Here is a 25419-nt window from a genome sequence, read left to right as displayed (position 1 = left end):
AAAAATCAGCGGCACAAAATCCCGGATCGTGCATAACAACTGGCCAGCCAATAAAATGCTGAAACAGGCGGCGACCCATCTGCCGACCCACCCGCTTCAGCCACTCAAGATGTCAAATTAAGGCAAGCCTGATATTCAGACCACTGCGTTTAGGTATTTCAACCCCAATAGCTGTTTGTCGGCATCCAAATCGGTAATGCCCAATTTCAAGCGGGTTTTTGGCGGAATATCGATCGGAATGCCGACGGCGCGCCCCAATAATGGCAGGCCTTCAATCCGTACCAAATCGTCTTTCAGCAATACCGCCTGCAACTCACGCTCACCTTGCTGCTGCAGATACACCAAACTCCAATAAGCCTCCATCTGACGCTGAAAGTCTGCATAGGCGGCATAAGCCGTATCGAAATCACGCAAAGCAGCAAACAGCATGCTGTCGTTATGCGTAAAGCGCGGCTCGAAATGTTCGCTGATCAAACCGAGTAACTGCTGCTGATTGATGCAGTCGGCCGCCCGCCGCAGAGGCGAAGTAAACCAGCCGTAATGTTGCACGCCCATGCCGATATGCGCTTCGGATTTGGTGCTCATGCGCACCTTGCCGGCGGTCGGCTGAACACGAAACAAGCCGGGCAAGCCGTGATCGTCCAACATTTTGGCCCAGGTGCTGTTGGCCAAAATCATCATTTCGGAAACCAGGGTATCGATCGGCGCACCGCGTTCGCGACGGCTGATGCGTACCTGCCCGTTTTCGTCGAACTCAATGCCGTAGTCGTATTGGGGCGGCTGATCCGCATCATAGCGGTTACGCTGTTTTTGCAAAGCGAGGGCAAATTGGTAAAACCAGCATAAATCGTGATGATGGGCAAACTGCTCCCCGTTTTCGGCCTGCAAACCGCTTTGTCGGTTAAACAAAGATTCGATTTGCTGGATGCGCAGATTCGCTCCGATCTGCACCCGCTCCAAGCGGATATTCGGCGAGGCTACCTGAAACTGTTCGTCCACATCAAAATAGATGCTCAAGGCGGGGCGTTCGCCTTGATCGAGACTGAAAGCAGCAATCCAATTATCCGGCAACATAGTGATTTTGCCGCCCGGGTAATACACCGTACTCTGCCGCTCGTTCACCAGCGCCTGAATCGGGCTGTCGGCCGCCATCAGCAAAGTCGGCACCGCTATATGAATGCCGACCCGCTTGCCGCCGCCCGCCAAATCTTGCAAAGATAACGCATCATCAATTTCGGTAGTGCTCTCGTCGTCAATCGAAAAAGCCGTGACGCCTTCCGCCGCCGGCAATTCGGCATAAGTCGGAATCTCAAGCGACGGCAACGCTGTGCCTTTGGGGAAATGCTTAACCGTGAAACCGTCCAACAAATATTGCGGCACGGATGTTACGCCGCCGGTTTGTTTGGCCAATTGGTAGGCGGAAATTTTCAAAGCCTCCGCAGCCTTGGTAAAGGCCTTGTAAGTAAGGGACTGTTTGTCCGGCGCATGCAGAATCTGCTTCAAATCCGCAGCAACGCTGGCCGGCAAACTGCCCGCTTGTAATTCTTCCGCCCATGCTTCAATTTGCGCTTCTTGCTGTTTTTTGCGCTCAATGGCGGCCAAAGCTTGTTTTAAGGTTTCTTCGGGAGCAGCTTTGAACACACCTTTGGCTTTTTTATAGAAATACATCGGGGCCGCATATAAAGCCATCAAGGTGGCGGCCAATTCGATTTGGCTGGCCGGATGACCGAAATATTCTTCGGCAATGCTGCCTGCGGAAAACTCCTCTTCACCACATACTTCCCACAATAAGTCGGTGTCGATTTCTGCCGCTTCGGCTTCAACCCGAGCCAAAAAATCTTGCAAAGGCATCTCGAACTCAACAAAAACATGGTTTGCCTTAACTTTGGTTCGTTTGCCGTGTTGCGTATCCACCTGGTAAGTGCTGTCGTTTTTCTGCACCACAGAAGCCACTTTGAACTGGCCGCTTTCTTCGTAAAAAATATTCATTGCTGTAAACAGTTTCAGGTAGCCCTCAGCAGGCTACCTGAAAGAAATTGAAAGAAATACGGATTTTAGCATAAAGCCCGGCCGGCCGTAGGAAACAAAACCGGCCATCATGTTTCACGTGAAACCTTATCGGTTTAATCGTGCACTTTCAGCAATTCGACTTCAAACACCAAAGTGGCATTCGGCGGGATCACCCCGCCTGCACCGCGGGCACCGTAGCCCATTTCCGGCGGAATGGTGAGCTTGCGTTTACCACCTTCTTTCATGCCGCTAAAGCCTTCATCCCACCCGCGGATTACCTGGCCGACGCCTAGGGTAATGGTTAAAGGCTGTTTACGGGATAAACTGGAATCAAATTGGCTGCCGTCGGTCAACCAGCCGGTGTAATGAACGGTAATGTCTTTCCCTTTCACCGCTTCTTTGCCGCTACCGGTTTGCAAATCTTCAATAATCAAATCCATCTGATTTCTCCAAACAATGATTTACCAAACGGCGGCGATTATAAACCCAAACCGGCCCGGCTGCCGAATCTGTTCATACCGGCTCAATTACCCACGCATTGGTGCAAGGGGAAACGATGCTTCTCCGCTTGTGCCAGCTGTTCTTTTTTGCCGAAACGCTGCCAGGCTTTTTCATGAAAATAGAACACCACCGTATTGGCCAAAGGTTCGATTAAAGCAACGGCACTGGAGATGCCGATGCTGCCGGTTAAAACATAAGCAATGGTAAACGCCACACCGAAATGCAAAACCGCGAAGGTTAAAGTTTTCAACATAAATTGATTATCCGAATGATTGCTTTCATAATTTACGGCCGCCATGATGCCGTCTTCGCCACCGGCAATACAGTTGGAATTTTCTATTCTTTGTTTTAATAAATCTATCAGAAATAAAATTTAAATAGTCAAAGGAAATTTATGCAGACGCTGACCGTGGTGTCTTTGGATCAAGACACCTTAATCAACCAAGATTACCATCTTGATTTCCCTCATCAATTGGTGCTACATGCCAGCACTTCCCCAGAACAAACCGACGCCCACTTAGCCGGCGCCCACATCGCCATCAGCAATAAAGTCAGCATCACCGCCGAACACATGGCGGCCAATCCGCAATTGAAACTGATTGCGGTAGCGGCCACCGGTTACGACCACATCGACATCCAGGCCGCCCGCGAACGGGGCATCACGGTATGCAATATCCGCGGTTACGGCAACGATTCGGTGGCCGAGCACGCTTTCATGCTGATGATCGCCCTGATGCGTCAATTGCCTGCCTACCAGCGCGACGTGGCCGCCGGACTGTGGGCTTCCTCACCCCATGCCTTTTACTTCGGTGCGCCCATGCGCGATTTAAACGGAAAAACTTTAGGCATATTCGGGCGCGGCGGAATCGGCCGGGCTTTGGCCCAATGCGCTGAAGCATTCGGTATGCGGGTGATTTTTGGCGAACACAAACATGCAGGCGCCATCCGACCTGGCTACCTGAAATTTGAAGAAGTTTTGGCACAAGCGGACGTGCTTTCCCTGCATTGTCCGCTCAACGAAGATACCCGTCATATGATTGGGGAAACCGAACTGAAAATGATGAAACCGCAGGCCATACTGATTAACGTCGGCCGCGGCGGTTTGGTGGACGAACAGGCTTTGGTGGCGGCGCTCAAATACGGCCAGCTGGGCGGTGCCGGCTTCGATGTTTTAAGCGAAGAACCTCCTAAAAACGGCAATCCGCTGCTGAACACCCGTCTGCCGAATCTAATCGTTACCCCGCATATGGCTTGGGGCAGCCAAGAAGCCATGCAGCGTTTGTTCGAAATGCTCAACGACAATATCCGGGCTTTTGTGCGCGGAGAAGCACAAAACATCGTGGTGTAAACAAAGCTTGGAAAATTCCGCTATTCAGGCTACCTGAACAGGAAAAGCAGACGATTCACTGTTTGTGAAAGCCGGGTTATCCACGGTTTTTGGCAAAGCAGAAAACTTATCCACAATTTTCCACCTTTTAAACAGAAGGTTTGCACAGTTTATTTTTTCAGTAAGACGCTTATTTACATTAAAAAAATGAACTTATCTGCCAATATCCGGCTTGCTTATTATCATTATCTCTAGAGCAATTTCGATTTAATTCATTACATACCCAGCTGATTTGAAGTAATTGGCACACTCTTGAGCCGAGAACAAATCAACCAGCTGCCCCATGCGCTGCCACAGCGCACCCACCGTGCGCTCGCCCGCCCTGCGCAGCAGCGCCTTGAACTTGGCAAACAGCTTCTCGATGGGGTTCAAATCCGGCGAGTACGGCGGCAGATAGCGAATGCTGGCGCCCACGCCTTCGATGGCTTCTCGCACGCCCGCCACTTTGTGGCTGGAGAGGTTGTCGGCAATGACGATGTCGCCAGGGCGAAGTGTCGGGCACCGAAAGGTTTTGACCCACGCCAGAAACACGGCGCCATTGATGGGGCCATCGGTCACCATGGGGGCCGTCAGTGCATCACAGCGCAAGGCGGCAATGAAGGTGCTGGTCTTCCAGTGCCCATGCGGGGCGCTGGCCACGCAGCGTTGACCGCGCGGGGCGCGCCCGCGCAGCGGCGTCATGCAGGTGCTGCTCCAGGTCTCGTCCAGAAATACCAGGCGCCTGGCATCGAGCCGGGCCTGCTGCTGTATCCAGCTCGCCCGTGCCTGCTGCACGTCTTCACGTTCCTGCTCGCTGGCGTGCAGCGTTTTTTTTGAAGCTCAGCCGCCATTTGTTGAGCTGGTGCCACAAGGCCGAGGGTTTGATGCTGATGCCATGCTCGCCCAAACGCTCGCACATTTGCACCAAGGTCAGATCGGGATCGGCCTTGATCCAGTCGCGGATCATGCCCTCTACTGGCGCCAGTCGGGAGATGCGCTTGCCGCCTTGCTGCCTGCTGCTGCGCTCGCCTTCTTTTTCGAAGCGATCACGCACCCGATATACCCACATGCGGCTGACTTCATAACGACGGGCAATGGCGCTGGGTCGCTCTCCGCGCTCCAGCGCTCTCAGTACTCGATCTCGCAGGTCTTGCGAATAGGCGCGCATCTCATGCTCCGGCTGCCAGAAAAAACCTATTATGTAACGTTTTTAGTCGAAGTTGCTCTAATATTTTTCTTATCATTTTTATTTGAATTTTCTTTTTGTCGTACAATCCATCGGTCTGCCTCCATCTGATCCTATAAAACAAGAAAGGAAATTTGATGACCACAGAACATCGTTTGCCTTATATCAGCCGTACACTCGCTTATACCGCTCATGACGGTACTGTCCTGAAAAGCCGCTTGTGTTTGCCCCAACATGCAGTAAGCGGTTTGTCTGCCGTATTGGTTTTTCCTGAGTGGTGGGGCATGAGCGAACATGCCAAGCACAGTGCAGAGCGTTTGGCCCAAGCAGGTTACGCAGCCATGACGGTGGATTTGTACGGTGAGGCTTTATTGACTGACGATGCCGCCGTAGCCAATGAAAATAGGAATGCTCTATTGGCCGATCCGCTTACTTTGATTGAACGCACCAATTTGGCTCTGCAAGCGGTAAAAAACCTAGCCGAAGTGAATGAAAACCGTATTGCCGCCATCGGCTTTTGTTTCGGCGGCAAAGTGGCTCTGGACATGGCCAGACGCGGTGCAGACCTCAAAGCGGTATGCAGCTTCCACGGCAACCTGACCCCGGCCATTCCCGCTATGCCCGGCATGGTGAAAGCACAAGTCTTGGTTCAGCACGGCGGCCAAGACAGCATGGTGAGTATGGAAAGTTTGGACGCTTTCCGTGAAGAAATGGATGCTGCCGAAGCCATCTATCAAATAGATGTTTTCCCGGATGCCAAACACGGTTTCACCAATCCGCAAGCCACTGCCAACGGTGAAAAAAACGGCGTAGATTTGGCTTATCACGAAACCGCCGCCATCAAAGCTTGGCAAAATATGTTGGATTGGTTGGCAAAAAACATTTAAACGCAAGCAAAACAGCAGGCTACCTGAATATGTTTTCAGGTAGCCTGCCGTTTGTTCAAATCCAATCCTTAAGCCGCCTTAGGCAGGGCATGGAAAGCATCGGGCAAACCTTCGTTATGCGGGAAAGTGACCCATTCATGACTGCCATCATCGGCCAATACCGCCCGCAATAGGGCATTGTTGATGGCATGGCCCGATTTGTAGCCTTCAAAAGCGCCGATGATCGGCGCGCCGACAATATACAAATCGCCGATGGCATCCAAAATTTTATGGCGCACGAACTCGTCAGGATAACGCAAACCTTCCGGGTTCAATACATCGTGATCGTCGATCACCACCGCATTATTCAAATTACCGCCTAAGCCCAAACCGTGCGCACGCATCATTTCCACTTCCTGCATGAAACCAAACGTGCGGGCGCGGGCGATTTCATCAATATAAGAAGCGCCGGCAAAATCGATTTCGAAAGTAGGATGGCTGCGGTTAAACACCGGATGGTCGAATTCAATCGTTAAACTCAGTTTGAAACCGTTGTATGGCGAAAAACGCACCCACTTGCCGGTTTCTTTCACTTCCACCGGCTTGAGAATCCGTAAAAAGCGTTTTTCGGCTTTTTGATTGACGATGCCGGCATCCTGCAGCAAATAGATAAACGGCAGGCTCGAGCCGTCCATAATCGGAATCTCGGGCGCATTCAGTTCAATCAGTACATTGTCGATACCGTAAGCCGCCAGAGCCGACATAATGTGCTCGATGGTGCCCACCCTCACACCCCGTTCGGTTACCACGGTAGAAGACAAACGGGTATCGTTGATCAGATAAGGATTGAGGGCAATCATCTCTGCCTGCTCGCCGGACAAATCGTTGCGGCGGAAAGCAATGCCGCTGTTTTCCGCTGCCGGATAAAGCGTTAAAGCCACCCGCTCTCCGGAATGCAAACCGACACCGGTAACGCTGACCGGTTTGGCTAAAGTACGTTGTTGCATCGTTATTTTTCCTGCATAACTTTAATCTCGCCGAATCATACGTGAAAAGTTTCCGGCTTGCCTGAGGGTTTGATTAAATTTACCTATAATTCAGGTAGCCTAGCGATCGGTTTGCTACCACGATATGTTTTAGCAGGCAATTGTCCACATCCCGTTAAACGCTTTACTGATTTATCTACCGGTTTCCACTTCAATACTTCTGGTTTTCCCAAACAAAATCACAGGTTTTAAATCAATAAATATATTTTTAAACATAATCTTATGTGAATAATCCACAGATTTTCCTGCTCTTATCATTAAATTCATCATTTTTATTTCTTAAATAAAACTATAATTTTGCGTTTGGAAAACTGATTTTATCTGCATATGAAAATTCTGTTGGTCCGTTTGTCCAGTATGGGCGATTTGATTCATACCTTGCCTGCAATACAGGATTTGTCCCTGCATCAGCCTGAAATTGAATTACATTGGCTGACGGAAACTGCTTTTGCAGATATTCCCCGTTTACATCCCTTTGTACGGAAAACGATTCCGATGGGTTGGCGGATGTGGCGGAAAAATCTGTTTGACCGAGCGGTTCGCCGAGAAATTTATTCCTTAAAACAAACATTGGAAACGAATGCCTACGATTTTGTTTTAGACAGCCAAGGCTTATTGAAAAGCGCTTTGTTTGCCCGCATGGCGAAGGCGCCCGTAAAAGGGTTTGATCAACACAGCGCTCGGGAAGGAATGGCCGCTTGGTTTTACCGACAAGGTTTTCAGGTAGCCAAAGGTCGCGATGCGGTTTGGCGAAACAGGGAATTGTTCGCCAAGGTTTTTTCCTATTCTTTCGATAAAGCAGTCAATTTCGGCATAAAATTGCCGTCTGATGCCATTGTTTCCGAATTGCCGCAACATTTCCGCGTGGCCCTGCACGCCACCAGCCGAGACAGTAAACTTTGGCCCGAAGAACATTGGATTGCGTTGTTGAAAAAATTGCATGAGCAAGACGGCGCAGGTGTTTGGCTGCCTTGGGGAAACGAGGGAGAACGCCAGCGGGCACTGCGTTTGGCAGACAAGATTCCCGGCGCCTGGGTAAGCGGGCGTTTGGATTTATTGCAAACGGCTTATGTTTTGCAGCAGTCGGCCGGTGTCGTTGGTGTGGATACCGGATTGCTGCATTTGGCCAATGGTTTGGACAAACCCTTAATCGGGATTTATACCGATACCGATCCCGCGAAAACCGGCGTCCAAACTTCACCTTGGGCTTTTAATTTGGGCGGTATTGGAAAAATTCCGGCTGTCGATGAGGTTTTTGCGGCTTTGTCTGAAGCGGAAAAAACGCGCGGGGCTACCTGAAAGCGTTTTGGCGGCCGACGTTTACATTTTCATGGGGCAAACTTGCATTATCTTTCAGGAGTGGGCAAAATAGAGCGCTGTTACCGTATTGGTTTTACTTTCCATTCAACAAATAAGGAGAAGGCATGAAAGCACTGGTTGCCGTAAAACGCGTGGTTGATTTCAATGTCAAAGTGCGTGTGAAAGCCGATGGTTCCGATGTGGACATCGGCAATGTCAAAATGTCCATGAACCCGTTTGACGAAATCGCCGTAGAAGAAGCCGTGCGTTTGAAAGAAGCCGGTAAAGTCAGCGAAATCGTGGTGGTGTCTTTGGGCGTGAAGCAATGCGAAGAAACCCTGCGTACCGCATTGGCAATGGGTGCCGACCGTGCCGTCCATGTAGAAACCGACGCCAAATTGGAGCCTTTGGCCGTAGCCAAAGGCCTGAAGGCCGTGGCGGATAAAGAACAGCCGCAGCTGCTGATTTTGGGCAAACAGGCGATTGACGACGATGCCAACCAAACGGCACAAATGTTGGCCGCCCTTTTGAATGCGCCGCAAGGTACGTTTGCCAGCAAAGTGGAAGTGGGCGACGGCGAAGTGTCGGTTACCCGCGAAATCGACGGCGGTTTGGAAACCGTGGCTTTGAAACTGCCGGCGGTGATCAGCACCGATTTGCGTTTGAACGAGCCGCGTTATGTGAAGCTGCCCAATATCATGGCGGCGAAGAAAAAACCTTTGGAAAAAATCGCCTTGGCCGATTTGGGCGTGGATGCCGCTCCCCGTTTGAATCAGGTGAAAGTAGCCGAACCTAAAGCCCGTAGTGCCGGCATTAAAGTGGAAAGTGTGGCCGAATTGGTGGCCAAGTTGAAAAACGAAGCCAAGGTTATTTAAGGAGAAAGCCATGACCGTATTGATTATTGCCGAACACGACAACGCAAAACTCAATCCCGCCACCCTGCACGCGGTTACTGCCGCGCAAAAATTGGGTGAGGTACATGTATTGGTGGCCGGCAACGGCGCTGCTTCTGTGGCCGACGAAGCCAAGCAGGTAGCCGGCGTGGCCAAAGTATTGCTGGCGGATGCCGCCCACTATGCCGAAAGTCTGCCGGAAGAAGTGGCACCCTTGGTGGTGAAGCTGGCCGGCGACTACAGCCATATCGGCGCCACTGCCACCGCTTTCGGTAAAAACCTGCTGCCGCGTGTGGCCGCGTTATTGGATTGCTCGCAAGTATCCGATTTGACCGAAGTGGTGGATGCCCAAACTTTTGTCCGCCCCATTTATGCCGGCAATGCGTTCGCTACCGTGAACAGCAGCGAATCCAAACTGGTGCTGACTTTCCGTGCCACTGCTTTTGATGCGGCGGCTACCGCAGGCGGCAATGCTGCGGTGGAAACCGTAGAAGCGACCGCTCAACAAGGTTTGAGCCGTTTTGTGGGCCGCGAACTGACCAAATCCGACCGTCCTGAGCTGACCCAAGCCAAAATCATTGTTTCCGGCGGCCGTGCATTGGCCAATGCCGAGCAATTCAACAGTGTGCTTACCCCCTTGGCCGACAAATTGGGTGCCGCAATCGGTGCTTCTCGTGCGGCAGTGGATGCCGGCTATGCGCCGAACGATTACCAAGTCGGCCAAACCGGTAAAGTGGTGGCGCCCGAGCTGTATATTGCCGTGGGCATTTCCGGTGCCATCCAGCACATCGCCGGCATGCAAGACAGCAAAGTGATTGTGGCCATCAATAAAGACCCGGAAGCGCCGATTTTCAATGTTGCCGATTATGGTTTGGTAGCCGATTTGTTTACTGCGGTGCCTGAATTGGTAGAAGCGCTGTAAAAATGTTTCATGTGAAACCATCAAATGAAAAGCCGGGATTTCCCGGCTTTTTGTATCAGTTATTTGCGGAGCGGTTTTGGGTGAGAAAAACCTGGTAATGTTTTCTGACGATATCTTCTAGGCCGAATCGACATTCATCTGGTATCTTTGGCGGATGACCAAGACCAAGCATCCGCGGCCCCGCCGCTACGAATTAACCCAAACCCAATGGGAGCGGATCGAAGATCTGCTCCCAGGCAAGGCCGGTGACCCCGGGCGTACGGCAGCGGACAACCGCAGCTTCGTCAATGGCGTGCTGTGGGTGTTGCGCTCCGGGGCGCGCTGGAGCGATCTGCCCACGCGCTACGGAGCCTACAAGAGCGTGCACAAGCGCTTCACCCGCTGGGCGGCCAAGGGTATCTGGGAGCTGGTGTTCCAGTCCCTGATTCAGGATCGAAGCAACGAGTATCTGATGATCGACAGCAGCATTGTCCGGGCGCACGCACAGGCGGCGACCGGAAAAGGGGGGCGGCACACCCGGCTCTGGGGCGTTGCCGAGGAGGTCTGAGCACGAAGATCCACATGGCGACAGATGGCCAGGGCCGACCGGTGCGATTCATCCTCACTGGCGGCCAGCGTAACGACATCACGCAAGCCCCAGCGCTGCTGGCCGGGTTCAAGCCCAAGTACGTCTTGGCCGACAAAGGCTATGACAGCCGGCAACTGGTGGCGCTGATCCACTCGCTCGGCGCCCAGGCGGTGATCCCGCCTCGCAGCTGCCAGCAGCCGCGTGCCTACGACAAAGCACGCTACCGGCTACGCAATCGCATCGAGCGTTGCTTTGCCAGGCTCAAGCAGTTCCGCCGCATCGCCACTCGTTTTGACCGCAAGCCCTCTCACTTCCTGGCTTTCCTCTATCTCGCATCAATTACCTTGTGGGTGGGTTGAATGTCGATTCGGCCTAGAGCAACTTCGACTAAAAACGTTACATAATAGGTTTTTTCTGGCAGCCGGAGCATGAGATGCGCGCCTATTCGCAAGACCTGCGAGATCGAGTACTGAGAGCGCTGGAGCGCGGAGAGCGACCCAGCGCCATTGCCCGTCGTTATGAAGTCAGCCGCATGTGGGTATATCGCGTGCGTGATCGCTTCGAAAAAGAAGGCGAGCGCAGCAGCAGGCAGCAAGGCGGCAAGCGCATCTCCCGACTGGCGCCAGTAGAGGGCATGATCCGCGACTGGATCAAGGCCGATCCCGATCTGACCTTGGTGCAAATGTGCGAGCGTTTGGGCGAGCATGGCATCAGCATCAAACCCTCGGCCTTGTGGCACCAGCTCAACAAATGGCGGCTGAGCTTCAAAAAAAACGCTGCACGCCAGCGAGCAGGAACGTGAAGACGTGCAGCAGGCACGGGCGAGCTGGATACAGCAGCAGGCCCGGCTCGATGCCAGGCGCCTGGTATTTCTGGACGAGACCTGGAGCAGCACCTGCATGACGCCGCTGCGCGGGCGCGCCCCGCGCGGTCAACGCTGCGTGGCCAGCGCCCCGCATGGGCACTGGAAGACCAGCACCTTCATTGCCGCCTTGCGCTGTGATGCACTGACGGCCCCCATGGTGACCGATGGCCCCATCAATGGCGCCGTGTTTCTGGCGTGGGTCAAAACCTTTCGGTGCCCGACACTTCGCCCTGGCGACATCGTCATTGCCGACAACCTCTCCAGCCACAAAGTGGCGGGCGTGCGAGAAGCCATCGAAGGCGTGGGCGCCAGCATTCGCTATCTGCCGCCGTACTCGCCGGATTTGAACCCCATCGAGAAGCTGTTTGCCAAGTTCAAGGCGCTGCTGCGCAGGGCGGGCGAGCGCACGGTGGGTGCGCTGTGGCAGCGCATGGGGCAGCTGGTTGATTTGTTCTCGGCTCAAGAGTGTGCCAATTACTTCAAATCAGCTGGGTATGTAATGAATTAAATCGAAATTGCTCTAAGCAAAAACAGGCTGAGATCTTTGCAAAACCCCCATCTGCGGCGCATTTCTGCGTTGTGCGCTGCTCACTCACTTGCCTATCTGCATGATATGTCTGTCCCACAGGGATTCCTGACGTTCACACTCGCTGCGCTGCTACGCCTTGAACTGCATCCACATCTGGGGGTTTTGCAAAGGTCTCAGGCTACCTGAAATTTTCAGGTAGCCTGTTTCAGCAAGCAATTGATTGGAAAGCCGATCAATCAAATAAATCGCGCAGTTTGTCCATAAACGATTTTTGGCGCGGTGTTTGTGCGCGGTCCAAACCGGTGGAGATTTTTTCAAATTCTTCCAACAACTCTTTTTGGCGGTCGGTGAGGTTGACCGGCGTTTCCACCACAATATGGCAATAGAGGTCGCCGGTTGCGGAAGAGCGCAGCGATTTCATGCCTTTGCCTTTTACCCGCATGCGGCGGCCAGTTTGGGTTTCTTTGGGGATGTTGAGCTTGACGCGGCCGTCTAAAGTGGGCACTTCCACTTCGCCGCCCAAAGCAGCGGTGGTGAAGCTGATCGGCAGCTCGCAATGCAGATCCATGCCATCGCGCTCGAATATATCGTGGCGGCGGATGTGCACCACTACGTATAAATCACCGGAAGGCGCGCCGTGGGTGCCGGGTTCGCCTTCGCCGGCCAAACGGATGCGTTGCTCATCGTCGATGCCGGCCGGAATGTTTACTTCCAGCGTTTTGCGTGTTTTCACCAAGCCTGCGCCGTGGCATTTGACGCAAGGGTCTTTGATTTGTTTACCGGTGCCGTGACAGGTGGGGCAGGTTTGTTGCAGTTGGAAAATGGCTTGGCGCACGTGCACCACGCCGCTGCCGCCGCAAGTGGAGCAGGTGGTGGCCGATGTGCCCGGCTTGGCGCCGCTGCCGTGGCACAAATCGCATTCTTCATGCGTGGGAATGGTGATTTTTTTCTTGGCGCCGGCTGCGGCTTCTTCCAAGGTAATTTCGATGTCGTAGCGCAAATCGGCGCCTTGGAAATTTTGTTGGCGGCCGCCACCCCCCGCGGCACCACCAAACATTTGGCTGAAAATGTCACCGAAATCAAAGCCGCCCGCGCCGCCAAAACCGCCAAATCCACCACCGCCGCCCATATTCGGATCAACGCCCGCATGGCCGAATTGGTCGTAGCGGGCCCGTTTTTCAGGATCGGACAAAATATCGTAGGCTTTTTGTACTTCTTTAAACTTTTCTTCGGCCTCTTTATTGTCGGGATTGCGGTCGGGGTGGTATTGCATGGCCAGTTTGCGGTAGGCCTTTTTGATGTCGCTGTCGCTGGCTCCTTTGGCCACGCCCAGCAATTGGTAGTAGTCTTGATTGCTCATGGTTTTTTCGCTTGAAAACGGATTTGCGCCGCAAATAAGGGCGAAAACGGGAAAAACAAGACGTCGCCGTTTTTTTCAGGTAGCCTTGGCGATTTTTGGAAAATGTAACCATGTCTGCTTTGCTTTATCTGGCTTCCGGCAGCCCGCGACGGCGGGAAATTCTGTTGTCTTTGGGGTTTGAAGTGCTGCGGGTGGCGGCTGAAATCGATGAAACGCCTTACTCTGATGAAGCCGCCGGCCCATATGCTTTGCGCCTGGCACAGGCAAAAAACCGGGCGGCACAAATTGTAGCGCGACAGCAAGGTTTGGATGATTCCGTTCCTTTGCTGACCGCAGACACCACTGTGGCTTTGAACGGTCGGATTTTGGGCAAGCCCGAATCATGGGAAGACGCACGGGCCATGCTGCAGGCTTTATCCGGTACGGTGCATCAGGTCTTTACCGCAGTGTGTGTGAGCCGGCAGGGAAAAATGCAGTCGGTGCTGCAACAGAGTGATGTGCATTTTAAAACCCTGACAGCGGGGGAAATCGAAGCGTATTTGGCCAGTGGCGAGCCGATGGATAAGGCAGGTGCTTACGGCATTCAAGGTTTGGGCGGTGTGTTCGTCCGGCATTTGGCCGGTAGCTTTACCGGCGTGATGGGGCTGCCGGTGTTTGAAACCACTGCTTTGCTGGCCGATTTAGGCGTCAGTCTGCCTGCTTTGGCGAGCGGCCGATAGTGTTTGGCCGGGTGATGAGCTGGTGCGGATTCATTCAATGCAATTTAGGCTGGACATCCTACCATTTGCAGATGAATCCGTAGGGCGCGGGAGTCTCTTTATGGATGAGTAAGCGCAAGGCATTGACCATTTTGTTGACGCCGTGATGCAGTTCGTCGAAGGGGAACATGGTTGGGAATCCGTGTCAAACCAGTTAATTGACCGGATGAAACAGGCGGCTGATAAGGTTTGCAAAGTTTAAAGAAGGATTTGGATGGCAAAAACCGCCGAAATCTTGTGTTCAGATTTCAGCGGTGGCAAGAAGAAGATAGTTGTAAAGGTTTCAGCCTATTTGCATCTTGTATGCTTTAATCAACGCCGGCTGCCTGCTTCCACGCCGACGCCGATTTGGCCATAGGCTTCGCTGCGGCTGCCGCTGTCTGCGCCTACGCTACCGCGCACGCCGATGTGGCTGTTGCCGCCGCCGATGCCAACACCGACACCCACGCCTGCCGAGCAAGCGGCCAAGCCCCATGCTGCGGCCAATGCAAGTGCATAAACCGATAATTGCTTACGCATGACTTACTCCTTTCCGGATTGTTTGTGGTTGTTCATCACCCGCACATAATGTGCGGCGGAATACGGCAGAAACGCACGTTCTTCCTCGGTAAGCGGGCGGATCTGCTTCACCGGCGAGCCGACATACAGGTAGCCGCTCTCTAGCCGTTTGCGCGAAGGCACCAAGCTGCCGGCGCCGATGATCACGTCGTCTTCCACCACCGCGTCATCGAGCACAATGCTGCCCATGCCCACCAGTACGCGGTTGCCGATGGTGCAGCCGTGCAGGGTAACGTGGTGGCCGATGGTGCTGTCTTCGCCGATGCTCAGGGGCGAACCTTCCGGTTTGGCGTCGTTTTTGTGGCTCACGTGCAGCATGGCGTGGTCCTGCACATTGCTGTTGCGGCCGATGCGCATGCTGTTTACGTCGCCGCGCAAGACGGCAAACGGCCACACGGAAACGTTTTCGCCCAGCACCACGTCGCCGACTACCACCGACATGGGGTCGATGTAGCAGGAATCGTGGATTTGCGGAGCGGTATCGAGATAGGGGCGGATATTGGACATGACAAAACAATCGTGAAACGGGTGAAACGGCGGCCAGTATATCGGTAAAGGCTACCTGAAAGCCAGCATGGGGGTGTTGGCTGCCATACGGTTTGATGGCGACCCTAATCCAGCCGCTGCACTGCGCGGGTTTGTTCCCAGGCGGCCAGGCAGGCATCGTATTCGGCGGCGGGCACCGCCAGCAGCAGCCGGCAGTCGAGCTGCAAATCCTGTTCGAGTACCTCGGCCTGATGCTGTTTGGCAATGCGTAGGGTTTCGCTCAAATGCGGGTAGTCGCAGCGTAGGCGTACCGTGCGGCGCACCGCTTTTTCCACCGTTTCGGCCGCCGCCAGCGCTTGGGCGGTGGCGGTTTTGTAGGCGTGGATGAGACCGGGCACGCCCAACAGCGTGCCGCCGAAATAGCGCACTACCACCACCAGCGTGTCGGTGAGGCCGGCGGAATCGATCTGACCCAAGATCGGACGACCGGCGCTGCCGGCCGGCTCGCCGTCGTCGTTGGCGCGGAAACGGTTGCCGTCGGTGCCCAGGCGGTAGGCGTAGCACCAGTGGCGGGCTTTGTGGTGCGCCTGGCGCAGGGCTTCGACATGGGTTTTCACTGCTTCGGCATCAGCCACCGGGTAGGCGTAGGCGATGAAGCGGCTGCCTTTGTCTTTGAATTCGGCTTCGGCGGGTGCGGCGAGGGTGCGGTAATGGGTGTTCATCATGGTGGCAAAGGGTTTTAGCCGGCAGTAAGGGGCGCTTGGTTTTCAGGTAGCCTGAGGGCGGTGGCGTCTGATTTTGTTAGCCGCGGATGGCGGCCAAGAGGGCATCCACGTGTTCGGGCTGGGTATCGTAGCTACACATCAGGCGCACCGTGCCCTGTTGGTCCCAGTCGTAAAAGTCGAAGTGGCGGCGGGCGCGGGCTGCGGCATCCGGCGGCAGTTGTGCAAACACGGCGTTGGCTTCCACGGGGTAAAGAATGTTTGCTTCGCCGTTTTGCCGCAAACCTGCGGCCAGCCGCTGCGCCATGCGGTTGGCGTGTTCGGCATTCTGCAGCCACAGGCCGCTTTCGAGCAGCGCAATCAGCTGGGCGGAGATAAAGCGCATTTTGGATGCCAGCTGCAAGTTGATTTTGCGCAGATAGGCCAGGCCGGATACGGCTTCGGGCCGGCAAACCACCAGGCATTCGCCGAACATCAGACCGTTTTTGGTGCCGCCGAAGGAGAGCAGGTCCACGCCGGCATCGGTACTTAAGGTTTTCAGATCGGTGTCGAGAAAGGCGGCGGCATTGGCCAGACGGGCGCCGTCCATAAACACGGCCATGCCGTGGCGGTGGGCGTAATCGGCAATCGCGCGGATTTCCTCTATTTGGTAGCAGGTGCCGCATTCGGTGCTTTGGCTCAGATACACCGCCAAGGGCTGGGCGCGGTGTTCGTTGCCCCAGCCGTGCGCTTGGCGGGCAATCAGCTCGGGCGTCAGCTTGCCGTCGGGCGTGGGCACCGTCCACAGCTTGAGCCCGCCCACCGCTTGCGGCGCGGCGTTCTCATCTTGATGGATGTGGGCGCTTTCAGCGCACACCACGGCGCCCCAGCGCGGCAGCAGGGCCTGCAGGCCGAGCACATTGGCGCCGGTGCCGTTGAACACCGGCCAGGCTTCGGCCTGTTCGCCGAAGTGCTGCCGGATCAGGGTGTGCAGGTGGGCGGTGTAGGGGTCGTTGCCGTAGGCGGACACATGGCCGCCGTTGGCCGTTTCCAGCGCGGCCATGATGTGGGGGTGGACGCCGGCGTAGTTGTCGGAAGCAAAGGAGAGGGTGTCTTGCGCGTGCAGAAGGGGAAAGGACATGGTTCAGGTAGCCCGGAAAATTCGCAGAGGCGCATTGTAACGCCCGAAGGCCGGACAAAACCACCGGCGGCGGCAGAGAAGGCCGCCGACAGGGCGGCAGGCTGTGCAAACCAATTGCTATTTTCTTGATCTTGCGCATGGTTTTTCTGCATGATTGCGGTTATCTTGTGCAAACGTGTTGATGCTCTAGCATCTGTGGGTAGCAAAGCGGCGTGGTTGGTGAAACGGTTTTTCGCGGCAAAAACCGCGTATGTCGGGCGGCAATGTGCGCAAGACTGGCTACTTTGCCAGCATGGACAAGGCAGCAGATGCGGCTTGAGACCTTTGCAAAACCCCCATCTGCGGCGCATTTCTGCGTTGTGTGCTGCTCGCTCGCTTGCCTATCTTCATGATATTGTCTGTCCCACAGGGATTCCTGGCGTTCACGTTCGCTGCGCTGCTACGCCTTGAACTGCATCCACATCTGGGGGTTTTGCAAAGGTCTCGGCTTGTGAAGCGGATCGCGAGACAAAGTTGCGAAGTGAACATTCCGCTCCGGCACGCAATGTCAACAGCGCCGGTGCACGCCGGAACCAGAGGAGGAAACGCCGTGTGGACCCATCTCGATACCGCCCGTCTGCCGCCGGAGGATAAAGCCCGAGCCTGGCGGGACGGCATCATCCAAGCTTATTACACACTGAATGTGGAAATCGCCGATGTCCGCCGTTTCAAGGGTTACCTGAGCCGTTTGGCCGCCGGCGATGTGGAGCTGTCGTATTTGCAAAATACGGCGGTGCGTTATGTGCGCCGTAGTGAGCCCAAGCAAACCGATGAGGATGCATTTTTACTGGCGCTGCCACTGAACGGCCCGATCCGCTACACCTGCGAAGAGCGTGCTTCTGAAGTGCGGCCCGGCTGTTTTTTGCTGCAACACAGTCTGTTGCCCTACACCTTTGCCTGCCCGCAGCCGGTGCACATGTGGGTGGTGAAAATCGACGGCCCACGCCTGCGCAGCCTGTGTCGGCGGCCGGAAGGTTTGTGTCGGGAAGCGCAGCAGGCGCACACGGCCAAAGCCGAGTTTCTCGCCGCTTATCTGCCCTTGGCGTTCCGGCAACTGAAAGCCCATCAGGATGATGCGGCGCAAAGCGGCTTGATTGTGCGCCATTTGGTAGAGCTGGTGGCGCTGCTGCTCAACGAGTCGGCGGCCGCTTTGACGGCACCGGACAATGCTGTGTTGCAGGCACATCTGCTGCGTATCCAGCAGTATGTGCGCGAGCATTTGTCGCAAACCGGCCTCACCGCCGCCCAAACCGCCGCCGCCTGCCGTATTTCGCCCCGCTACCTGCATTTGGTTTTCCGCCACCACGGCCTACGTTTTTCCGCCTGGCTCAAAGAACAGCGCCTGCAACAGGCCTATGCTTTGCTCAGCAGCGGCAATTATCCGTTTTCCCTGGCTTTCCTGGCCCACCGTTGCGGCTTCGGCAGCACGGCTTATTTCAACAACCAATTCAGGCAGCGTTTCCACATCCGGCCGCAAGATTTGGCCGGCCGCTGATTTGTTTGTACGCACTGAACAACAGGCTACCTGAAGGGTTTTCAGGTAGCCTGTTGTCCGTTTTGACCGGTTTCGGCAGCCGTTAACCGTATTGCACCGACCACGCCACTTCGTCGCCGGCACGCATCGGCACCAAGCGGTCAGCGCCCATGGGCACGCTGTCGGGCACGGTTTGCGCCTGTTTCACCAAGGTAATACGGCCGTGGTTTTCCGGCAGGCCGTAGAAGCGGGCGCCGTTTTGCGAGGCGAAGGCTTCCAGCTTGTCCAAGGCGCCGGCCTGCTCGAATACTTCGGCATACAGTTCGATGGCGGTGGCGGCGCTGAACATGCCGGCACAGCCGCAGGCGTTTTCTTTGGTGTGCTGCGGGTGCGGGGCGGAATCGGTGCCGAGGAAGAATTTATGCGCCTGCGGGCCGGTAACCGCCGCCACCAGTGCTTGGCGGTGGCTTTCGCGTTTGAGCACGGGCAGGCAGTAGTAGTGCGGCCGCACGCCGCCCACCAAAAGATCGTTGCGGTTGAGCATCAGGTGCTGCGGGGTCACGCTGGCGGCAATATTGTCGCCCGCCTCGCACACCAAACGGGCGGCTTCGGCGGTGGTGATGTGCTCGAACACCACTTTCAAATCGGGCACTTCGGCCAGCACCGGCTTCAAAATGCGTTCGATGAACACCGCTTCGCGGTCGAAAATGTCGATGTCGGCATCGGTGACTTCGCCGTGCACCAGAAAACGCAAATCCTGGGCGGCGATTTCGCGCAGCACCGGCAAGAGCTTGAACAAATCGGTGACGCCGGAATCGGAATTGGTGGTGGCGCCGGCGGGATAGAGTTTGAAGGCCACAATGCCGGCCGCTTTGGCTTCGCGCACGGTGTCGGGCGTGGTGTTGTCGGTGAGGTAGAGCGTCATCAGCGGCTCGAAAGCGCTGCCTGCAGGCAGGGCGTCGAGAATGCGCTGTTTGTAGGCCAAGGCGTCGGCCACTTGCGCCACCGGCGGTTTGAGGTTGGGCATGATGACGGCGCGCGCCATCTGGCGGGCGGTGTAGGGCAGTACGGCGCGCAGCGCTTCGCCGTCGCGCAGGTGCAGGTGCATGTCGTCGGGTTGGATCAGCTGGAGGGTTTGCATGGGAATCTTTCGGTGTTTCGGTAGGGGTTTCAGGTAGCCTGACGGGCGCAGGCACCGGGCTTATTTGTGGCGCACCACCAAGGTAAATACGCCGTTATCGGCGGTGGAGGATAAGAGTTCGTGGCCGGTTTGGCGGCAGAAGGCGGCGAAGTCGTCGGGTGCGCCGGCATCGGTGGCCAGCACGGTAATCACTTGGCCGCTTTCCATTGCCGCCAGCGCTTTTTTGGTGCGCAAAATCGGCAGCGGGCATTTGAGGCCGCTTAAGTCTAAGGTGAGTGGGTTCATGGCAGTCGGCATGGGGTTGGCTGGGAAAATATGCCGAATTATAGCCGATTGCGCAAAGCCTGAGACCTTTGCAAACCCTCCAGATGTGGATGCAGTTCAAGGCGTAGCAGCGCAGGGAACGCAGACATATCATATAGATAGGCAAGTGAGCGAGCAGCGCACAACGCAGAAATGCGCCGCAGATGGGGGTTTTGCAAAGGTCTCAGCCTGCCGTCTCCTGATCGGGTGTTCAGGTAGCCCGAAGCAAGAAGGCTGCCTGAACACAGTCTGTTTTTCGCAAAGCCCCTGCCACCCGCCAATCCGCTATAATCGCGCCTCAGATTTTTCCGCTTTTTACCGAAGGATATCGCATGAAACTTCTCGTTATCGGCAGCGGCGGCCGCGAGCACGCCTTGGCTTGGAAACTGGCGCAGTCGCCCAAGGTGGACACCGTCTTTGTCGCCCCCGGCAATGCCGGCACCGCGCAAGAGCCGAAGTTGCGCAATCTGGCCCTGAGCAGCCATGCCGAGTTAATCGATTTCTGCCGCCGCGAACAAATTGCCTTTACCGTGGTCGGCCCCGAAGCCCCGCTGGCGGCCGGCATGGTGGACGACTTCCACGCCGTCGGCCTGCCTATTTTCGGTCCCACCCGAGCCGCCGCCCAGCTGGAAAGCTCCAAAGACTTTGCCAAAGCCTTTATGGCGCGGCACGGCATTCCCACCGCCGGCTACCAAACCTTTGCCGAAGCCGAGGCCGCCCATGCTTATGTGGACGACAAAGGTGCGCCCATCGTGATCAAGGCCGACGGCCTGGCTGCCGGCAAAGGGGTGGTGGTGGCGATGAGCCTGGCCGAAGCCCATGCCGCCATCGACGACATGCTGTTGGGCAACAAAATGGGCGCCGCCGGTGCGCGGGTGGTGATTGAAGACTTTTTGCAGGGCGAGGAGGCGAGTTTTATCGTGATGGTGGACGGCGAACATGTGCTGCCGATGGCCACCAGCCAAGACCACAAACGCCTGCTCGACGGCGACCAAGGCCCCAACACCGGCGGCATGGGTGCCTACAGCCCGGCGCCGGTGGTCACCCCCGCCGTGCATCAGCGCGTGATGGACGAAATCATCCTGCCCACGGTGCGCGGCATGCAGGCGGACGGCACGCCGTTTACCGGCTTTCTCTATGCCGGCCTGATGATTGATCACAGCGGCGCGCCCTACACCATCGAATTCAACTGCCGCTTCGGCGACCCAGAAACCCAGCCCATCATGAGCCGTTTGGACAGCGATTTGGCCGACCTAGTGGCCGCCGCCCTGGCTGGCCGGCTCGACACCGTCAGCGCCCAATGGAATCCGCAAACCGCCGTCGGCGTGGTGTTGGCGGCCGCCGGCTACCCCGACAGCCCGCAAAAAGGCGAGGTGATTCACGGTTTGGCCCAAGCGGCCGAGGCCGGCGGCAAAGTGTTCCACGCCGGCACCGCCGATAAGGGCGACGGCCAAATCGTTACTAACGGCGGCCGCGTGCTGTGCGTGGTCGGCCTGGGCGACGATGTGGCCGCGGCCAAAGCCCGAGCCTACCAAGCCCTGGCGCCAATCCGCTTTGACGGCATGCAATACCGGCAAGACATTGCCGACAAAGCCATCTGACGCGGATAAAGAAAGCCGGCGTTAACAATAAAGCTGCCGAATCTGAAAACGATTCGGCAGCTTTATTGTGTTTGATACCCGCAGAGAGCATTTCAGGTAGCCCGAGACCTTCAGATTAGAGCAACTTCGACTAAAAACGTTACATAATAGGTTTTTTCTGGCAGCCGGAGCATGAGATGCGCGCCTATTCGCAAGACCTGCGAGATCGAGTACTGGGAGCGCTGGAGCGCGGAGAGCGCCCCAGCGCCATTGCCCGTCGTTATGAAGTCAGCCGCATGTGGGTATATCGGGTGCGTGATCGCTTCGAAAAAGAAGGCGAGCGCAGCAGCAGGCAGCAAGGCGGCAAGCGCATCTCCCGGCTGGCGCCAGTAGAGGGCATGATCCGCGACTGGATCAAGGCCGATCCCGATCTGACCTTGGTGCAAATGTGCGAGCGTTTGGGCGAGCATGGCATCAGCATCAAACCCTCGGCCTTGTGGCACCAGCTCAACAAATGGCGGCTGAGCTTCAAAAAAAACGCTGCACGCCAGCGAGCAGGAGCGTGAAGACGTGCAGCAGGCACGGGCGAGCTGGATACAGCAGCAGGCCCGGCTCGATGCCAGGCGCCTGGTATTTCTGGACGAGACCTGGAGCAGCACCTGCATGACGCCGCTGCGCGGGCGCGCCCCGCGCGGTCAACGCTGCGTGGCCAGCGCCCCGCATGGGCACTGGAAGACCAGCACCTTCATTGCCGCCTTGCGCTGTGATGCACTGACGGCCCCCATGGTGACCGATGGCCCCATCAATGGCGCCGTGTTTCTGGCGTGGGTCAAAACCTTTCGGTGCCCGACACTTCGCCCTGGCGACATCGTCATTGCCGACAACCTCTCCAGCCACAAAGTGGCGGGCGTGCGAGAAGCCATCGAAGGCGTGGGCGCCAGCATTCGCTATCTGCCGCCGTACTCGCCGGATTTGAACCCCATCGAGAAGCTGTTTGCCAAGTTCAAGGCGCTGCTGCGCAGGGCGGGCGAGCGCACGGTGGGTGCGCTGTGGCAGCGCATGGGGCAGCTGGTTGATTTGTTCTCGGCTCAAGAGTGTGCCAATTACTTCAAATCAGCTGGGTATGTAATGAATTAAATCGAAATTGCTCTAATGGAGCGGGGCACATTCAGGCGAATAACGCGAGTACGGCGGTATAAACGCTCAGTACCGCAATCAGCGAATCCACGCGGTCGAATACGCCGCCATGGCCGGGCAGCAGATGGCTGCTGTCTTTGACGCCGGCGGCACGTTTCAGCCAGCTTTCCAACAAATCGCCACAGATACCGGTGGCGGTGAGCAAAACGGCTACCAGCACGGTGCCCAACCAAGACATATCAAAGCCCAGCCAGCCGGCCGAACGTGCCCAGCTCATGTATAAGACTACGGCAAACAGGGCGCCGGCCACGCCCTCCCAGCTTTTGCCGGGGCTGATGGTGGGCGCGAGTTTTCTTTTGCCCCACAGTTTGCCGAAAACATAGGCAAACACATCGGCCACCCAAACCAACATCATTACCGCCAGCAGGGAGACGGCGTCTTCGCCGTTCGGGCGCAGACCGATGAGGGCAAACCAAAACGGCAGCATCAGCAGCCAACCCGCGGCCATGCCTTTCCAATCCGGGCGCAGCCGCCATTTGTTTTTCAGCCACAAGGGCATGGCCATCAGCCAAAAGCCGAGTACGCCCCACCATGCCGGTGCGGGCAGCTGCCAACCGCCGGCATGGGCCAACCACATGAATAAGGCGGTACCGGCCAGATAAGGTTTTTGCATGCCCGGACCCATGCCGCATAAGCGGCTGTATTCCCAAAGGGCGATGAGGGCGATGAGGCCGCTGAAGGCAGCCCACAAGCCGTTGCCGGCGCCGAAGAGCATGCCGAGCATCAGCGGCAGCAGCACGAGGGCGGTGAGAATGCGTAGTTTCAACATAATGGTCTTTCAGGTAGCCTTTTGACGCCGGCCAGCTCCTTGCTTATTGCCTTGAACCGGATTGCAGTGTTTTTCGCCGGTAAGGGATTAAACCAAGCTGCCGAAGCGGCGGCGGAAATAGGTGAGCGCCGGCGCGGCGGTGTCGTGTACGCTGATGTGGCCGATCTCCACAAACAGGACGCGGTGGGTGCCGACGGTGGTGTGCTGCACGATTTCGCCGTGCATGTGTGCCAAGGCACCGGTGACTTGCGGCTGTCCGGTGGGGCCTTCGGCCCAGATATGGTGGAGAAACCGCTCTTCGGGGGTGAGACGGGTGATACCGGCGAAATGTTCGGCCGCATCCTGTTGGTCTGCGGCCAAGACATTGATGCACAAGCGCCCGTTGGTTTCCAGCAGGGGAACGATGCGGGCGTGGCTGTTGATGCACAGCATCACGGTGGGCGGCTGGTCGGTGATCGAAGTAACGGCCGTCATGGTGATGCCGTAGCGGCCGGCCTGGCCGTTGGTGGTGATGATGTGCACGCCGGCGGCACAGGCCGACATGGCCTCGCGGAAGGCGGTTTGCAGGGGATGTGGCGGATGTTCTGGCAGCATGGATTCAGGATTTCGCAACGGCAGCGTATTTTTTGTCGTCTTCAACGCCGATGGTGGCCAATTCGGCCAGCAGGGTGTGTAACTGGTCGATTTTGTCTTTCGGCATCAGGGTTTCGATGATGTCGTAGTGCTTGTCGATTTGGTTGACGAAATCGGTGTAAGTGCGTTCGCCTAGGGAAGTGAGTTTGAGGAAAACACGGCGCTGGTCGCTGGCGGGTTTCAGGCGCATCACCAAGTCCATTTTTTCCAAACGGGTGAGGATGCCGGTGAGGCTGGGGCGCAGAATGCAGGCGGTACGGGCCAAATCTTGGAAATCCATGGTGCCGTTTTCTGCCAGCAAGCGCAGAATCCGCCATTGTTGGTCAGTCAGCCCGACTTCGTTCAGCAGAGGGCGGAAATGGGTCATCAAGGCTTCGCGCGCTTGAATCAGGGCGATGTTGAGCGACATGTGTTTGGACGGGTGGATCATAATGGCAAACATTCCCTTCGGTTATGAACAGGCGGCATCAGGCGCAGGCCGCCGGATTTTGTTTCTTTCAATTTTAATAATCGGATTATAGCCCTTCCGCAGCCAGGCTGGAAACGTGTCTGCCGCTTGATTGCGTCAATCGCAACCAAAGCGCTCGGCTATGAATCGGCCGGGGGCGGGTTGGAAATTCGCTTGAGCAGCATGAACCTGTTCACAATTTCCGTGAAAGCGGTATTTTCGATCAAAACTGCCGGCGCAACGGCCTGAGACCTTGGCAAAACCCCATCTGCGTCGCATTTCTGCGTTGTGCGTTTATGCCCTATGGGTACTGCTCGCTCACTTGCCTATCGTGTGATATGTCTGTCGCACAGGGATTCCTAGCGTTCACGTTCGCTGCGCTGCTACGCCTTGAACTGCATCCACATCAGGGGTTTTTGCAAAGGTCTCAGCCTGCCGAAGGGAGCGGGTCTGGCCCGAACCCACACAAAACAAACACTTTCTGAATCCGATTAGCGGTCTGCTTCGTCAAAAGGCGCTTTGCCTTGTTCGCGACGGGTCAGATAGGTGGCGAACAGCGGAAACAAAGCGGCCAGCAGGTAACAGCCGCCGATAATCAGCAGGGCGATGCCGCCAATCGGCTGGTTGAGCACTTCATGTATCCAATCGCCCATGCCCAGCAGCGTCATCAGGCCGGGAATCAGGGCGCATAAGCCGCAAATCAGAATAATGACGGAACCGACGGGTAAACGCATGACAAAGCTCCTTTCATCTGAGATCAGCACAAAAACCAGTGGTTTG

General features: G+C 56.1%; 29 protein-coding genes and 1 pseudogene. 12 read left to right on the top strand and 18 right to left on the bottom strand.

What is annotated here, in order from left to right:
• Positions 1-135: 135 nt before the first annotated feature.
• The 3 genes from H3L94_RS11685 to H3L94_RS11675 form a co-directional block, all read right to left on the bottom strand.
• The gene (locus H3L94_RS11685) at positions 136-1989 is read right to left on the bottom strand and encodes a ribonuclease catalytic domain-containing protein (protein ID WP_182122121.1); all 1854 of its coding nucleotides are present in this window, start codon (positions 1987-1989) and stop codon (positions 136-138) included.
• 134 nt (positions 1990-2123) lie between these two features.
• On the bottom strand, positions 2124-2450 hold the full coding sequence (locus H3L94_RS11680) for an FKBP-type peptidyl-prolyl cis-trans isomerase (RefSeq protein ID WP_009120138.1): 327 nt from the start codon (positions 2448-2450) through the stop codon (positions 2124-2126).
• 83 nt (positions 2451-2533) lie between these two features.
• A complete protein-coding gene (locus tag H3L94_RS11675; protein WP_040661143.1) occupies positions 2534-2764 on the bottom strand; it encodes a DUF2061 domain-containing protein in 231 nt (76 codons plus the stop codon).
• Positions 2765-2905: 141 nt separating this feature from the next.
• Here H3L94_RS11675 and H3L94_RS11670 point away from each other — a divergent pair, with 141 nt between their 5' ends.
• Positions 2906-3859: a D-2-hydroxyacid dehydrogenase gene (locus H3L94_RS11670; RefSeq protein WP_182122120.1), complete on the top strand. Its 954-nt coding sequence runs from the start codon at positions 2906-2908 to the stop codon at positions 3857-3859.
• Positions 3860-4105: 246 nt separating this feature from the next.
• Here H3L94_RS11670 and H3L94_RS13120 read toward each other — a convergent pair.
• A protein-coding gene (locus tag H3L94_RS13120; protein ID WP_182122119.1) for an IS630 family transposase occupies positions 4106-5045 on the bottom strand; the annotation gives its coding sequence in 2 pieces (ribosomal slippage) (positions 4106-4711 and positions 4713-5045; 939 coding nt in all).
• 155 nt (positions 5046-5200) lie between these two features.
• On the opposite strand from H3L94_RS13120, the gene H3L94_RS11660 reads away from it, so the two are divergent.
• Positions 5201-5950 (top strand): dienelactone hydrolase family protein, encoded by a 750-nt coding sequence (locus H3L94_RS11660; RefSeq protein WP_182122118.1) that lies wholly within the window; start codon positions 5201-5203, stop codon positions 5948-5950.
• Positions 5951-6018: 68 nt separating this feature from the next.
• Here the strand turns inward: H3L94_RS11660 and lpxC are convergent, their stop codons facing one another.
• Both lpxC and H3L94_RS11650 read right to left on the bottom strand, forming a co-directional pair.
• The gene (gene lpxC / locus H3L94_RS11655; protein ID WP_182122117.1) at positions 6019-6936 is read right to left on the bottom strand and encodes a UDP-3-O-acyl-N-acetylglucosamine deacetylase; all 918 of its coding nucleotides are present in this window, start codon (positions 6934-6936) and stop codon (positions 6019-6021) included.
• Between the two features lie 171 nt (positions 6937-7107).
• The gene (locus tag H3L94_RS11650; protein WP_009120144.1) at positions 7108-7245 is read right to left on the bottom strand and encodes a hypothetical protein; all 138 of its coding nucleotides are present in this window, start codon (positions 7243-7245) and stop codon (positions 7108-7110) included.
• A 57-nt stretch (positions 7246-7302) separates the two neighbouring features.
• Here H3L94_RS11650 and waaC point away from each other — a divergent pair, with 57 nt between their 5' ends.
• The 5 genes from waaC to H3L94_RS13115 all read left to right on the top strand — a co-directional run bounded on the left by waaC (position 7303) and on the right by H3L94_RS13115 (position 12030).
• Positions 7303-8274, top strand: a complete 972-nt coding sequence (gene waaC, locus H3L94_RS11645; protein WP_182122116.1) for a lipopolysaccharide heptosyltransferase I — start codon at positions 7303-7305, stop codon at positions 8272-8274.
• 125 nt (positions 8275-8399) lie between these two features.
• Positions 8400-9149, top strand: coding sequence for an electron transfer flavoprotein subunit beta/FixA family protein (locus H3L94_RS11640; protein ID WP_182122115.1), 750 nt, complete (start codon positions 8400-8402; stop codon positions 9147-9149).
• A gap of 10 nt (positions 9150-9159) precedes the next feature.
• Positions 9160-10089 (top strand): electron transfer flavoprotein subunit alpha/FixB family protein, encoded by a 930-nt coding sequence (locus H3L94_RS11635; RefSeq protein WP_182122114.1) that lies wholly within the window; start codon positions 9160-9162, stop codon positions 10087-10089.
• A 154-nt stretch (positions 10090-10243) separates the two neighbouring features.
• Positions 10244-11016 (top strand): IS5 family transposase gene (locus tag H3L94_RS11630; RefSeq protein ID WP_182121336.1). Its coding sequence is split into 2 segments (ribosomal slippage): positions 10244-10598 and positions 10598-11016, totalling 774 coding nucleotides; the frame shifts between segments, so codons are not numbered across the junction.
• A gap of 74 nt (positions 11017-11090) precedes the next feature.
• Positions 11091-12030 (top strand): IS630 family transposase gene (locus H3L94_RS13115; protein ID WP_182122119.1). Its coding sequence is split into 2 segments (ribosomal slippage): positions 11091-11423 and positions 11425-12030, totalling 939 coding nucleotides; the frame shifts between segments, so codons are not numbered across the junction.
• Between the two features lie 253 nt (positions 12031-12283).
• On the opposite strand, the gene dnaJ is transcribed toward H3L94_RS13115, so the two are convergent.
• Entirely contained in the window at positions 12284-13411 is a 1128-nt protein-coding gene (gene dnaJ / locus H3L94_RS11620; protein ID WP_182122113.1) for a molecular chaperone DnaJ, read from the bottom strand.
• A gap of 110 nt (positions 13412-13521) precedes the next feature.
• On the opposite strand from dnaJ, the gene H3L94_RS11615 reads away from it, so the two are divergent.
• Entirely contained in the window at positions 13522-14130 is a 609-nt protein-coding gene (locus H3L94_RS11615) for a Maf family protein (protein ID WP_182122112.1), read from the top strand.
• Between the two features lie 351 nt (positions 14131-14481).
• On the opposite strand, the gene H3L94_RS11610 is transcribed toward H3L94_RS11615, so the two are convergent.
• The 4 genes from H3L94_RS11610 to H3L94_RS11595 all read right to left on the bottom strand — a co-directional run bounded on the left by H3L94_RS11610 (position 14482) and on the right by H3L94_RS11595 (position 17055).
• Complete coding sequence (locus H3L94_RS11610) at positions 14482-14688, bottom strand: hypothetical protein (RefSeq protein ID WP_182122111.1); 207 nt, start codon at positions 14686-14688, stop codon at positions 14482-14484.
• Between the two features lie 3 nt (positions 14689-14691).
• A complete protein-coding gene (locus H3L94_RS11605) occupies positions 14692-15234 on the bottom strand; it encodes a gamma carbonic anhydrase family protein (protein ID WP_182122110.1) in 543 nt (180 codons plus the stop codon).
• Between the two features lie 104 nt (positions 15235-15338).
• On the bottom strand, positions 15339-15938 hold the full coding sequence (locus tag H3L94_RS11600) for an IMPACT family protein (protein WP_182122109.1): 600 nt from the start codon (positions 15936-15938) through the stop codon (positions 15339-15341).
• A gap of 76 nt (positions 15939-16014) precedes the next feature.
• A complete protein-coding gene (locus H3L94_RS11595; RefSeq protein WP_182122108.1) occupies positions 16015-17055 on the bottom strand; it encodes a threonine aldolase family protein in 1041 nt (346 codons plus the stop codon).
• 324 nt (positions 17056-17379) lie between these two features.
• Between H3L94_RS11595 and H3L94_RS12915 the strand changes: the two are divergent.
• Both H3L94_RS12915 and H3L94_RS11590 read left to right on the top strand, forming a co-directional pair.
• A pseudogene (locus H3L94_RS12915) lies at positions 17380-17542 on the top strand (ATP-dependent exonuclease); the annotation flags it as partial.
• 102 nt (positions 17543-17644) lie between these two features.
• Entirely contained in the window at positions 17645-18589 is a 945-nt protein-coding gene (locus tag H3L94_RS11590; RefSeq protein ID WP_182122107.1) for an AraC family transcriptional regulator, read from the top strand.
• Between the two features lie 82 nt (positions 18590-18671).
• Here H3L94_RS11590 and pyrC read toward each other — a convergent pair whose 3' ends face one another.
• The 3 genes from pyrC to H3L94_RS12740 are packed head-to-tail and all read right to left on the bottom strand — an operon-like array spanning position 18672 to position 20227.
• Positions 18672-19709, bottom strand: coding sequence for a dihydroorotase (gene pyrC / locus H3L94_RS11585; protein WP_182122106.1), 1038 nt, complete (start codon positions 19707-19709; stop codon positions 18672-18674).
• 60 nt (positions 19710-19769) lie between these two features.
• Entirely contained in the window at positions 19770-19994 is a 225-nt protein-coding gene (locus H3L94_RS11580; RefSeq protein WP_040660493.1) for a sulfurtransferase TusA family protein, read from the bottom strand.
• A gap of 38 nt (positions 19995-20032) precedes the next feature.
• Positions 20033-20227 (bottom strand): lipoprotein signal peptidase, encoded by a 195-nt coding sequence (locus H3L94_RS12740; protein WP_244958908.1) that lies wholly within the window; start codon positions 20225-20227, stop codon positions 20033-20035.
• A gap of 117 nt (positions 20228-20344) precedes the next feature.
• On the opposite strand from H3L94_RS12740, the gene purD reads away from it, so the two are divergent.
• Both purD and H3L94_RS13110 read left to right on the top strand, forming a co-directional pair.
• Complete coding sequence (gene purD / locus H3L94_RS11575) at positions 20345-21613, top strand: phosphoribosylamine--glycine ligase (protein ID WP_182122105.1); 1269 nt, start codon at positions 20345-20347, stop codon at positions 21611-21613.
• Positions 21614-21789: 176 nt separating this feature from the next.
• A protein-coding gene (locus tag H3L94_RS13110; protein ID WP_182121299.1) for an IS630 family transposase occupies positions 21790-22729 on the top strand; the annotation gives its coding sequence in 2 pieces (ribosomal slippage) (positions 21790-22122 and positions 22124-22729; 939 coding nt in all).
• 31 nt (positions 22730-22760) lie between these two features.
• Here H3L94_RS13110 and H3L94_RS11565 read toward each other — a convergent pair.
• From H3L94_RS11565 to H3L94_RS11550, 4 genes are all read right to left on the bottom strand, one after another.
• Positions 22761-23558 (bottom strand): phosphatidate cytidylyltransferase, encoded by a 798-nt coding sequence (locus tag H3L94_RS11565; protein WP_182122104.1) that lies wholly within the window; start codon positions 23556-23558, stop codon positions 22761-22763.
• Positions 23559-23645: 87 nt separating this feature from the next.
• Positions 23646-24152, bottom strand: a complete 507-nt coding sequence (gene hpaC, locus H3L94_RS11560; RefSeq protein WP_009120107.1) for a 4-hydroxyphenylacetate 3-monooxygenase, reductase component — start codon at positions 24150-24152, stop codon at positions 23646-23648.
• A 4-nt stretch (positions 24153-24156) separates the two neighbouring features.
• Positions 24157-24621, bottom strand: coding sequence for a homoprotocatechuate degradation operon regulator HpaR (gene hpaR / locus H3L94_RS11555; RefSeq protein ID WP_040661132.1), 465 nt, complete (start codon positions 24619-24621; stop codon positions 24157-24159).
• Positions 24622-25130: 509 nt separating this feature from the next.
• A complete protein-coding gene (locus tag H3L94_RS11550) occupies positions 25131-25373 on the bottom strand; it encodes a hypothetical protein (protein WP_182122103.1) in 243 nt (80 codons plus the stop codon).
• Positions 25374-25419 lie beyond the last annotated feature (46 nt).

It is taken from the genome of Neisseria shayeganii (assembly GCF_014054965.1).
GTDB lineage: Bacteria > Pseudomonadota > Gammaproteobacteria > Burkholderiales > Neisseriaceae > Eikenella > Eikenella shayeganii.
Note: the sequence above shows the minus strand (reverse complement) of the source record. Positions and strands in the feature narration are given on the sequence as shown.

Excerpts from the sequence above, each read along its gene's own strand:
- H3L94_RS11685 (WP_182122121.1), bottom strand. The coding sequence starts at position 1,989 with ATGAATATTTTTTACGAAGAAAGCGGCCAGTTCAAAGTGGCTTCTGTG.
- H3L94_RS11680 (WP_009120138.1), bottom strand. The coding sequence starts at position 2,450 with ATGGATTTGATTATTGAAGATTTGCAAACCGGTAGCGGCAAAGAAGCG.
- H3L94_RS11675 (WP_040661143.1), bottom strand. The coding sequence starts at position 2,764 with ATGTTGAAAACTTTAACCTTCGCGGTTTTGCATTTCGGTGTGGCGTTT.
- H3L94_RS11670 (WP_182122120.1), top strand. The coding sequence starts at position 2,906 with ATGCAGACGCTGACCGTGGTGTCTTTGGATCAAGACACCTTAATCAAC.
- H3L94_RS11660 (WP_182122118.1), top strand. The coding sequence starts at position 5,201 with ATGACCACAGAACATCGTTTGCCTTATATCAGCCGTACACTCGCTTAT.
- lpxC (WP_182122117.1), bottom strand. The coding sequence starts at position 6,936 with ATGCAACAACGTACTTTAGCCAAACCGGTCAGCGTTACCGGTGTCGGT.
- H3L94_RS11650 (WP_009120144.1), bottom strand. The coding sequence starts at position 7,245 with ATGATGAATTTAATGATAAGAGCAGGAAAATCTGTGGATTATTCACAT.
- waaC (WP_182122116.1), top strand. The coding sequence starts at position 7,303 with ATGAAAATTCTGTTGGTCCGTTTGTCCAGTATGGGCGATTTGATTCAT.
- H3L94_RS11640 (WP_182122115.1), top strand. The coding sequence starts at position 8,400 with ATGAAAGCACTGGTTGCCGTAAAACGCGTGGTTGATTTCAATGTCAAA.
- H3L94_RS11635 (WP_182122114.1), top strand. The coding sequence starts at position 9,160 with ATGACCGTATTGATTATTGCCGAACACGACAACGCAAAACTCAATCCC.
- dnaJ (WP_182122113.1), bottom strand. The coding sequence starts at position 13,411 with ATGAGCAATCAAGACTACTACCAATTGCTGGGCGTGGCCAAAGGAGCC.
- H3L94_RS11615 (WP_182122112.1), top strand. The coding sequence starts at position 13,522 with ATGTCTGCTTTGCTTTATCTGGCTTCCGGCAGCCCGCGACGGCGGGAA.
- H3L94_RS11610 (WP_182122111.1), bottom strand. The coding sequence starts at position 14,688 with ATGCGTAAGCAATTATCGGTTTATGCACTTGCATTGGCCGCAGCATGG.
- H3L94_RS11605 (WP_182122110.1), bottom strand. The coding sequence starts at position 15,234 with ATGTCCAATATCCGCCCCTATCTCGATACCGCTCCGCAAATCCACGAT.
- H3L94_RS11600 (WP_182122109.1), bottom strand. The coding sequence starts at position 15,938 with ATGATGAACACCCATTACCGCACCCTCGCCGCACCCGCCGAAGCCGAA.
- H3L94_RS11595 (WP_182122108.1), bottom strand. The coding sequence starts at position 17,055 with ATGTCCTTTCCCCTTCTGCACGCGCAAGACACCCTCTCCTTTGCTTCC.
- pyrC (WP_182122106.1), bottom strand. The coding sequence starts at position 19,709 with ATGCAAACCCTCCAGCTGATCCAACCCGACGACATGCACCTGCACCTG.
- H3L94_RS11580 (WP_040660493.1), bottom strand. The coding sequence starts at position 19,994 with ATGAACCCACTCACCTTAGACTTAAGCGGCCTCAAATGCCCGCTGCCG.
- purD (WP_182122105.1), top strand. The coding sequence starts at position 20,345 with ATGAAACTTCTCGTTATCGGCAGCGGCGGCCGCGAGCACGCCTTGGCT.
- H3L94_RS11565 (WP_182122104.1), bottom strand. The coding sequence starts at position 23,558 with ATGTTGAAACTACGCATTCTCACCGCCCTCGTGCTGCTGCCGCTGATG.
- hpaC (WP_009120107.1), bottom strand. The coding sequence starts at position 24,152 with ATGCTGCCAGAACATCCGCCACATCCCCTGCAAACCGCCTTCCGCGAG.
- hpaR (WP_040661132.1), bottom strand. The coding sequence starts at position 24,621 with ATGATCCACCCGTCCAAACACATGTCGCTCAACATCGCCCTGATTCAA.
- H3L94_RS11550 (WP_182122103.1), bottom strand. The coding sequence starts at position 25,373 with ATGCGTTTACCCGTCGGTTCCGTCATTATTCTGATTTGCGGCTTATGC.